9 protein-coding genes are annotated in these 9,011 nt (G+C 70.8%); 4 read left to right on the top strand and 5 right to left on the bottom strand.

The features are described 5' to 3' along the window. The 5 genes from ACOJSN_RS19930 to ACOJSN_RS19950 form a co-directional block, all read right to left on the bottom strand. On the bottom strand, positions 1 to 555 hold a 555-nt coding region (locus ACOJSN_RS19930; RefSeq protein WP_420114227.1), incomplete at its 3' end, for a hypothetical protein. 34 nt (positions 556 to 589) lie between these two features. Then, entirely contained in the window at positions 590 to 1,729 is a 1,140-nt protein-coding gene (locus tag ACOJSN_RS19935; protein WP_420114228.1) for a hypothetical protein, read from the bottom strand. After that, the gene (locus tag ACOJSN_RS19940; RefSeq protein ID WP_420114229.1) at positions 1,711 to 2,193 is read right to left on the bottom strand and encodes a hypothetical protein; all 483 of its coding nucleotides are present in this window, start codon (positions 2,191 to 2,193) and stop codon (positions 1,711 to 1,713) included. Before ACOJSN_RS19940 ends, ACOJSN_RS19935 begins: the two co-directional genes overlap by 19 nt. An 83-nt stretch (positions 2,194 to 2,276) precedes the next feature. Beyond that, the gene (locus ACOJSN_RS19945; RefSeq protein WP_420114230.1) at positions 2,277 to 3,158 is read right to left on the bottom strand and encodes a sugar phosphate isomerase/epimerase family protein; all 882 of its coding nucleotides are present in this window, start codon (positions 3,156 to 3,158) and stop codon (positions 2,277 to 2,279) included. After that, positions 3,155 to 4,318: a Gfo/Idh/MocA family protein gene (locus tag ACOJSN_RS19950; RefSeq protein ID WP_420114231.1), complete on the bottom strand. Its 1,164-nt coding sequence runs from the start codon at positions 4,316 to 4,318 to the stop codon at positions 3,155 to 3,157. Before ACOJSN_RS19950 ends, ACOJSN_RS19945 begins: the two co-directional genes overlap by 4 nt. 324 nt (positions 4,319 to 4,642) lie before the next feature. Here ACOJSN_RS19950 and ACOJSN_RS19955 point away from each other — a divergent pair, with 324 nt between their 5' ends. The 4 genes from ACOJSN_RS19955 to ACOJSN_RS19970 all read left to right on the top strand — a co-directional run. Next, positions 4,643 to 5,503 carry a formate/nitrite transporter family protein gene (locus ACOJSN_RS19955; protein ID WP_420114232.1) on the top strand — a complete coding sequence of 287 codons (861 nt, stop codon included), beginning with the start codon at positions 4,643 to 4,645 and terminating at the stop codon, positions 5,501 to 5,503. 1 nt (position 5,504) lies between these two features. Continuing rightward, entirely contained in the window at positions 5,505 to 8,066 is a 2,562-nt protein-coding gene (gene nirB, locus ACOJSN_RS19960) for a nitrite reductase large subunit NirB (RefSeq protein ID WP_420114233.1), read from the top strand. Next, complete coding sequence (nirD, locus tag ACOJSN_RS19965) at positions 8,063 to 8,407, top strand: nitrite reductase small subunit NirD (RefSeq protein ID WP_420114234.1); 345 nt, start codon at positions 8,063 to 8,065, stop codon at positions 8,405 to 8,407. Before nirB ends, nirD begins: the two co-directional genes overlap by 4 nt. Continuing rightward, positions 8,404 to 9,011: NAD(P)-dependent oxidoreductase (locus ACOJSN_RS19970; RefSeq protein ID WP_420114235.1), on the top strand; the 608-nt coding region annotated here is incomplete at its 3' end. The genes nirD and ACOJSN_RS19970, both read left to right, overlap by 4 nt.

Below are 9,011 nucleotides of genomic sequence, written 5' to 3' on the forward strand. Positions count from 1 at the left end.
CATGATGTGGCCGCGGTCGACGTCCATCGCCACAACAAGCCCGCCGTCGACAGCGATGGCGTACTCGGCCTCAGGGATCGTCAGGGTGACGGTCTCCCCGCTCGCCGGGTCGATGCTCGTGATGAGGCCGACGCCGTCCCGCGCCGTGCACACGACCTGGCTCGTGACCGCGCAGGTCTCGCCGACGGCGTCGTGGCGCCACAGCGGTTCGCCGGTCGCCGGGTCGTAGCCGGTGACCACCTCGTCGAGCACGATCACGACGTCGCCCACGGGTCGCAGCACGGGTATCGGGGTGGCGAGCTCGATCTCGGTGCTCCAGGCCGGGACCGCTGGAACGGTGAGGTCCAGTTCGAGCACGGCCGCCGAGGTGCCCTGCGCCGTCCCGACCCCGATCGAGGGATACGGCCGGTCGGGCGCGGACGCCACACCAGCCAGCACCAGCACGGCCGCCAGGGCCGCCCACGACCAGGGCGCGGACCGGCGTGGGCGAGTCTGCCCCACCGGCGTCGGTGGCGGGCTGTGCTCGACCAGGTCGAACTCCTCGACGTCGGTCATCGAGATCCATTGTGCGCTCGCCGGGATGTGCCCGTCATGGGGATGGGTCAGCGTCCAGTCGCATCACGACGTCGGTCGTGAAGGCCAGGATGCCGCCGTCGACAACGGCGAGCCTCACGAAGCCGTCCGGGACCTGGATCGACCAGCGGGTCTCGCCGGTGCGCCGGTCGATACCCTCGGCCTCGCCGTTCGTGGCGAGGACGAGCGTGTCGGACGTGGCCAGCGTCTGACCCCAGGAGTCCGGCCGTTCCCAGAGCTGCTCGGCGGTGGCCTGGTCGATGGCGACCAACCTGAGGTTGACGAGATCCGGTGCGTCGTCGCAGTACTGCACGAGGACCCCGTCGAGCCGGATGCTGGTGAAGCAGCTTCCGCCCTCCGAAGGCGCATGCGTCCTCGTGCCGCCGTCCCAATACGCCACCACCGACCCGGCCGGCTCCTCACGCAGCGAGACGGCTCCGCCGAACGCGTCGTCGGTGCTCAGCCACATCTCGCCGGGCGGGATGATCACCTCGCTCCCGTCGGCGGCGACGAGCTGTGTCGTGCCGTCGTGGAGCAGCGTGCGCGTCGCCCCGTCCACGGCAGTCTCCAGCGGTGGGAAGGTTGTGGGGTCTCCACCCGACGCGAGATCGACGGTCCCGCCCCAGGTCTGGACCGTGCCGGCGGTGACCTCGATCGGGAGGTAGGACGCGTCGGCCATCCCGGAGATGGCCAGCTGCGAGCGCCACAGCTCGGCCCCGGAGGAATCGAGCCGGACGAGGTCCGCGAGCGCAGTGGTGCCGCCCTCCATCACCAGCATCCCGCCGTCGTCCAGCAGCAGGGCACTCATCGCGCCGGGATGGTCGGCGGCGACACTCTCACCGCCATCGGTCGGATAGGTCACGACGGCGGCATCCCGGGTGCTGCCGTCGGTCACGCAGGTGACGGCCTCAGCGCCGAGCTGGCAGGTCTGGTCGTCGTCCTCGATGCGCAGTCGCACGGCGCCGGTGGCCGCGTCCAGACCGAGCATGGGCGTCGACGGCGGTGGTTCGCCCTCGATCCGCACCGATCTGTTCAGCGCCACGACGACGACCCCGCCGCTCTCGCCGAGCAGGTCGAGCGAGATCGTGTCGTCCGACAGCTCGACGGCGGTGGTCCAGGTGACGGTCGGCTCGGTGGTCAGGTCGAGGTCGAGCACGTTCCAGGCGACGCCTTCGCCCCGCGGCGCCACTGATCCGCGGCGGGCTCGCAGACCCAGTCCGAGCGCGGTGCCGCCTGCTCGAGCTCGTCGAACAGTCGATAGTCGACCGTCCAGGTGAAGGCAAGCGCGCCGCTCGCGGTGTCCATCAGCACGTCTGTGCCGTCACGGTCGCCCGGCTCCGGCGGCGCCTGCAGCATGACGACCGTGCTGCCGGTGCGCCCCTCGGCACGGTGGGTCACGGTCGTGTCGACAACCGCCTGTCCGACGTCGACAGCGTCGATCTCGCCGTCGACGACCACCCATTGGATCGCGCCGATCCCACCCCACGCCGGTACGTCAGCGGCTGCACGAGGCAGCAGGACCGGAACGGTCAGGACACCGATGCCGACCAGACCGAGTGCCAAGGCGACCCAGCCGGTGGGCCGGTCGCTCCGCCGTCGAGCACTCGATTCTGCGGACACGACCGGACGCTCCGGTGCGTCAGCGACGTCGACTCGTCCACGACCCCCATCGCCGCCATTGTCGCCCGAGCGGCGAAATCGCGCTAGCGATCAGTGCGTCCCTCGAGGGACGGCTCCACGAGCTGGGCGTACCGCTCCGCCATCGTGGCGACCGTCTGAGCAGCGGGCGCCTCCCAGATCTCCTGGTTGAAGATCTCCACCTCGATCGCGCCGGTGTAGCCGGCCTGGGCGACCCAACGGGTGATGGTGGGGAAGTCGATGTAGCCGTCGCCCATGAAGCCGCGCGAGAGCAGCGGGTCGGCGGCCAGTGGCAGCAGCCAGTCGCACACCTGGTACAGCGCGAGGCGACCCTCGCGGCCGGCGCGAGCGATCACGTTCTCCAGGTCCGGATCCCACCACACGTGATAGGTGTCCACGAGCACGCCCACGCTCTCGACAGGGAAATCCGCGGCCAGGTCCAGGCACTGTCCGAGCGTGGAGAGGACAGCCCGGTCGGCGGCGAACATCGGGTGCAGCGGCTCCAGCACCAACCGCACGCCGTGCTCGGCTGCGAACGGCACCAGCTCGCCCACCCGGTCACGCACCCGCTGACGCGCCGCGACCAGGTCGCGATCGCCGTCGGGAAGCGCTGCGGCACCTGGCTCGGGATTGGCGGGCAGACCACCGACCACCAGCACCAGCTCGCTGGTGCCGAGCGTGGCGGCCTCCACGATCGCGGCCTTGTTGTCGGCGAGCGCGGCGGCCTGACCCTCGGCATCGGCGGCGGTGAGGAAGCCACCGCGGCACAGGCTGGAGACGCTCAGGCCGGCGTCGCGGATCAGTCGCGCGGCGTTCTCAAGACCCGCCTCGGCGACCCGGTCCCGCCAGGGGCCGATCGACGTCAGGCCCGCGTCAGCGGCGACCTGGACGCACTCGGCGAGTGTCGCGAACTTGGTGGTGGCGGTGTTGAGGGCCAGCCGGGTCACAGCGCGATCGGCTCCAGCTCGACGCGACGGCCCTCGGCCGAGGACTCGAGCCCCGCCTCGGCGAGCTGCACGCCGCGCGCGGCCGACAGCAGGTCGTAGCGGTGCTCGCGCCCGGCCACGACGTCGCGGATGAATTCCTCCCACTGCAACTTGAAGCCGTTGTCGAGCTCGCCGTTGGCCGGGACCTCCATCCACTGGTCGCGGAACGGTTCGGTCACCGGCAGATCGGGGTTCCAGACCGGCTTCGGGGTGTGCCCACGCTGCTGCGCGACGCACGTGCGCAGGCCTGCCACGGCCGAGCCGTGCGTGCCGTCGACCTGGAACTCGACCAGCTCATCGCGGTAGACGCGCACGGCCCAGGAGGAGTTGATCTGCGCGATGATCTCCTCACCGTTCGGGCCGGCGATCTCGAAGATGCCGTACGCGGCGTCGTCGGCAGTGGCGGGGTACTCCTCGCCCTTCTCGTCCCAGCGCGTGGGGATGTGCGTGACCGTCTTGGCGACCACGCTCTTCACGCTGCCGAGGATGCCCTCGAGCACGTAGTTCCAGTGGCAGAACATGTCGGTGGTCATGCCACCGCCATCCTCCTTGCGGTAGTTCCATGAGGGGCGCTGTGCGGCCTGGATGTCGCCCTCGAACACCCAGTAGCCGAACTCGCCGCGCAGGCTGAGGATGCGGCCGAAGAATCCTTCATCGACCAGACGGCGGAGCTTGACCAGTCCCGGCAGGTAGAGCTTGTCGTGCACCACACCGGCGGTCACGCCGGTCTCCTGGCGCAGCCGTGCGAGCTCGATCGCCTCCTCGAGAGTCTCGGCGGTGGGCTTCTCGGTGAAGATGTGCTTGCCGGCCTTCATGGCGGCGGTGAGGGTGCCTGCGCGCAGCGACGTCATCGAGGCGTCGAAGATGATGTCGACGCTCGGGTCGGCGATCGTGCCGTCGAGGTCGGTGGTCCAGTGCTCGACGCCGTGCCGCTGAGCGATCTCCTCGACGGCGTCCGGGCGGCGCCCGATGAGGATCGGCTCCACCTGCACCTTGCTGCCGTCGGCGAGGGTGACCCCACCCTGCTCGACGATCGGCAGGATCGAGCGGACCAGGTGCTGGCGGTACCCCATCCGGCCGGTGATGCCGTTCATGCCGATACGGAGGGTGCGGGTGGCCATGGGACTCCTTGTGACGACGGTCGACGCTGCGGAATGCGCTTTCCGAAGCCTACGGGACGGCAGTGAGGGTGTCAATGTCCGGCGAGATCGTGACTCCGGCGCGAGATCGTCAGCGCGCGGTCACGATCTCGCGCCACAGTCACGATCTCGTCCGCCGAGCCCCATCTCGTCCACGCCCGTTCGGTGCCACGCGCAGGCCGGATCTCACAGCGTGTCAGGTCGAAGTGAGCGGAGAACGTAACAGTCCGGTCCACAGCCGTGACGACGGCGAAACGCGGCGTCCCTAGCGTCGTCGGCAATCCTCCTCCCGACCTGGAGAGCCTCATGTCCTATGTGAAGCCAGCTGATCTCGTCGTCGCGATGGCCGACGCCGGTGAGGCCAAGATCCGTATGAACGTCTCCGACACGCTCGTGCGCGCCGTGATGGGCGGTGCCACCCTCTCGCTCGCGGCAGCGTTCGCCGTCAGCATCACCGTCACCACCGGCTCCCCGCTGCTCGGCGCACTGCTGTTCCCCGTCGGTTTCGTGCTGCTTTACCTGCTCGGCTACGACCTGCTCACCGGCGTGCTGGTGCTCGGTCCACTGGCCTGGCTCGATCGCTCGCGCGGCATCACCGTGAAGGGTGTGCTCCGCAACTGGGGCCTGGTCTTCACCGGCAACTTCGCCGGGGCGCTCGCGGTCGCGCTGCTGATGGCGATCGTGGTGACCTACGGCTTCGACACCCCGCCCAACGAGGTCGGGGAGGCGATCGGGCACATCGGTGAGGGCCGCACGGTCGGGTACGCCGATCACGGCAGCGCAGGCATGCTCACGCTGTTCGTCCGGGCGATGCTGTGCAACTGGATGGTCTCCACCGGTGTGGCCGGGGCGATGATCGCCAAGGACGTGGTGGGGAAGGTCATCGCGATGTGGCTGCCGATCATGCTGTTCTTCTTCATGGGGTTCGAGCACTCGATCGTCAACATGTTCCTGTTCCCCTCGGGTCTGCTGCTCGGCGGCCAGTTCACGATCTCGGACTACCTGATCTGGAACGAGATCCCCACGGTGCTGGGCAACCTGGCCGGTGGCCTGCTGTTCACCGTGGTGCCGCTGTACCTTGCCTACGGCCGCAAGCGGCAGCCGGCCACCGAGACCAGCCGCCCAGCCCCGCGCGTGCAGCCCGCGCTCGTGCCCGAGGGTGCCTGACATGCCCCGGCAGCTCGTGGTGGTGGGCGGCGGCATGGTCGCCCAGCGTCTGGTCGAGGCGCTCCGTGCCCGGGACGAGGCCGGCGCCTGGCAGGTGACCGTGCTGGCAGAGGAGGCGAACCGGCCCTACGACCGCGTCGCGCTCACCAGCTACTTCTCGGCACGCGACGCCGAGGAGCTCGAGCTCGGCGACCGCGCCCTGTGGGACGACGAGCTCGTCACCCTCCGCCGGGACACCAAGGTCACCGAGATCGACCGCGCAGCCCGCACGGTCACCGACCGGCTCGGCCGCGCCCACCCCTACGACGAGCTCGTGCTCGCCACCGGTTCCAGCGCCGCCGTGCCACCGATCCCGGGCGCGGATCTCCCCGGTGTGTTCGTTTATCGCACGCTCGACGACGTCGCGGCCCTGCGCGGGTGGGTCGAGTCCAGGCGTGAGGCGGCCCCCACGACGAAGGGCTGGCAGCGCCCGGTCCGCGGTGTGGTGATCGGCGGTGGCCTGCTCGGCCTCGAGGCCGCAGGCGCGCTGAAGGCGCTCGGCGCGCAGGCCACCGTGCTGCAGGCGACCACCCACCTGATGAACGCCCAGATCGACCTCGGTGGCGGCGAGGCGCTCAAGCGGATCCTGCAGGGGATGGGGATCGCGGTGCGCTGCGACGCGAGCACCACGCGGATCAAGCCGAGCCGCCGCACCGGTCACGTGGGCTCGCTCGAGCTCGCCGCCGGCCGCCTCGACGCCGACGTGGTGGTGATCGCCACCGGCGTGCGCCCGCGCGATGAGCTGGGGCGCGCCGCCGGGCTGCCGGTCGGGGAGCGCGGCGGCGTGCTGGTCGATGCGTCCTGTCGTACCGAGGACCCCCACGTGTGGGCGGTCGGTGAGGTCGCGAACGTCGACGGCGGAGGTTGCGTGGGTCTCGTCGCGCCGGGTTATGCGATGGCCGAGGTGGTGGTCGACAGGCTGCTCGGTGGTGAGGCCACCTATCCCGGTGCGGACACGGCGACCAAGCTGAAGCTGCAGGGTGTGGACGTGGCCAGCTTCGGCGACCCGTTCGCCAGCACGCCGGGCTCGATGGAACTGGTCTACGCCGACCCGGTGGCCGGCGTCTACAAGAAGCTCGTGGTCTCCGACGACACCCGTACGCTGCTGGGCGGCGTGTTAGTGGGTGACGCCGCCCCCTACGCGGCGCTGCGACCGATGCTCGGTGCCGAGCTCCCCGGCGACCCCGGACAGCTGCTGCTCCCTGAAGGATCGGGCACCGCACCCAGCCTCGAGCTGCCCGACTCCGCCTCGGTGTGCTCCTGCAACAACGTCAGCGCGGGCGAGATCCGTGACGCCGTCACCGAGCACGGGTGCACCGACCTCGCGGGCGTGAAGGCCTGCACCCGCGCCGGCACCACCTGCGGCTCCTGCCTGCCGCTGGTCAAGAAGCTCTCCACCTCCGAGCTGGAGCGGGCGGGCGTGGAGGTCTCGAACGCGCTGTGCGAGCACTTCGAGCTCTCCCGCGCGCAGCTGTTCGATGCGGTGCGCGTGGCCGACCTGCACACCTTCAGCGAGATCATCGCTCGCTTCGGCACCGGTCCGGGTCGCGGCTGCGACATCTGCAAGCCGACCGTCGCCTCGATCCTCGCCTCACTCGGGAACGGGCACATCCTGGACGGCGAGCAGGCCACCCTGCAGGACACCAACGACCACGTGCTCGCCAACATGCAGAAGGATGGAACGTACTCGGTGGTCCCGCGCATCCCCGGCGGCGAGATCACGCCGGACCAGCTGCTGGTCATCGGCCAGGTGGCCAAGGACTTCGGCCTGTACACGAAGATCACCGGCGGGCAGCGCATCGACATGTTCGGTGCCCGCATCGAGCAGCTCCCGCTGATCTGGCAGCGACTCGTGGAGCACGGCATGGAGTCGGGCCACGCGTACGGCAAGTCGCTGCGCACCGTGAAGTCCTGCGTGGGGTCCACGTGGTGCCGCTACGGCGTGCAGGACTCGGTGGGCATGGCGGTCGAGCTCGAGCTGCGCTATCGCGGGCTGCGCTCGCCGCACAAGATCAAGCTCGGCGTCTCGGGCTGTGCACGCGAGTGCGCCGAGGCTCGCAGCAAGGACGTGGGCGTGATCGCCACCGAGAAGGGCTGGAACGTCTACGTCGGTGGCAACGGTGGCTTCAACCCGCGCCACGCCACGCTGTTCGCCGAGGACCTCGACGACGCAGCGCTGATCCGCACGATCGACCGCTTCCTCGCCTACTACGTCCGCACGGCCGACCGGCTGCAGCGCACCGCGGCCTGGGTCGAGGACCACGAGGGCGGTATCGAGGCGATCCGCGAGGTGGTACTCGAGGACTCGCTCGGGATCGCGGCTGACCTCGACGCCGCGATGGCCGCACACGTCGAGAGCTACGCCGACGAGTGGCGTGCCGTGCTCGAGGACCCCGAGAAGCTGCGCCGGTTCGGCTCGTTCGTCAACGCCCCCGACGCCGCCGACCCCGATCTCGCCTACGTGACCGAGCGCGGCCAGCTCCGGCCGGCCACCGAGCACGAGCGCGTGGAGGTGCACCGATGACACCTGTCTGCCGACTCACCGACCTGGTGGTCGAGCGAGGCTCCGCCGCCCTCCTCGGCAGCACCCAGGTCGCACTGTTCCGACTGCCGGACGACACGGTCCGCGCGGTCCAGCAGCGCGACCCCTTCTCGGGCGCCAACGTGATGTCCCGCGGCATCGTGGGCACCCGCGCCGGCACGCCGACCGTCGCCTCACCGATGTACAAGCAGGTCTTCGACCTCGCGACCGGCCGGTGCCTCGATGCCGTCGGCTACTCGCCTCGGCCCGGGCTCGCACCCGATCTGGCGACCTGGCCGGTCGAGGTGATCGACGGCGTCGTGCATCTCGGAGGTGTGCCGTGATCTCGCTCCTGGGCATCGACCTGACCGACCGCGAGGTCCTGGTCGTCGGCGGTTGGGCGGTCGCCGCCCGCCGTGCCCAGGCATGGGCCGACGGCGGAGCTCGCCTCCGCGTGGTGGCTCCCCAGGTGGTGGGAGACCTGCGTGCGTTGGTGACGCATGCCGGCGCGTGGCACGCACGGCCCGTGCGTGAGGACGACCTCGACGGCGCCTGGCTCGTGCTCGCCGCGACCGACGATCCGCACGTCAACCGCGCGGTGGCGACGTGGGCGCGCGAGCGGCGGACCTGGTGCGTGGTCGCCGACGACGCCGAGGTCGGCACCGCCCGCACCCCGGCCATCACCCGCAGCGGCGACATCGCCGTCGGCGTGGTCAGCGACGGCCGTGGCGACCCTCGCCGCGTCGCAGCGGTGCGCGACGCGCTCGCCGAGCGGCTCCGTACCGGCGTCGACCAACGTCGACGCCGCCCGAGCGGCGGCCGCGTCACGCTCGTGGGAGGCGGTCCGGGCGCCTTCGCCCGCCTCACCGGCCGCGGCCGCCCCGCGCTCGCGGAGGCCGACGTGGTGGTGGCCGACCGGCTCGGACCGGTCGACGTGCTCGCCGAGCT

Source organism: Pseudactinotalea sp. (assembly GCF_048594945.1).
Classification (GTDB): domain Bacteria; phylum Actinomycetota; class Actinomycetes; order Actinomycetales; family Beutenbergiaceae; genus Pseudactinotalea.

What these genes read in the sequence shown, in the direction of transcription:
- ACOJSN_RS19955 (WP_420114232.1), top strand. Translation starts at nt 4,643, where the DNA reads ATGTCCTATGTGAAGCCAGCTGATCTCGTCGTCGCGATGGCCGACGCC.
- ACOJSN_RS19950 (WP_420114231.1), bottom strand. Translation starts at nt 4,318, where the DNA reads ATGGCCACCCGCACCCTCCGTATCGGCATGAACGGCATCACCGGCCGG.
- nirD (WP_420114234.1), top strand. Translation starts at nt 8,063, where the DNA reads ATGACACCTGTCTGCCGACTCACCGACCTGGTGGTCGAGCGAGGCTCC.
- nirB (WP_420114233.1), top strand. Translation starts at nt 5,505, where the DNA reads ATGCCCCGGCAGCTCGTGGTGGTGGGCGGCGGCATGGTCGCCCAGCGT.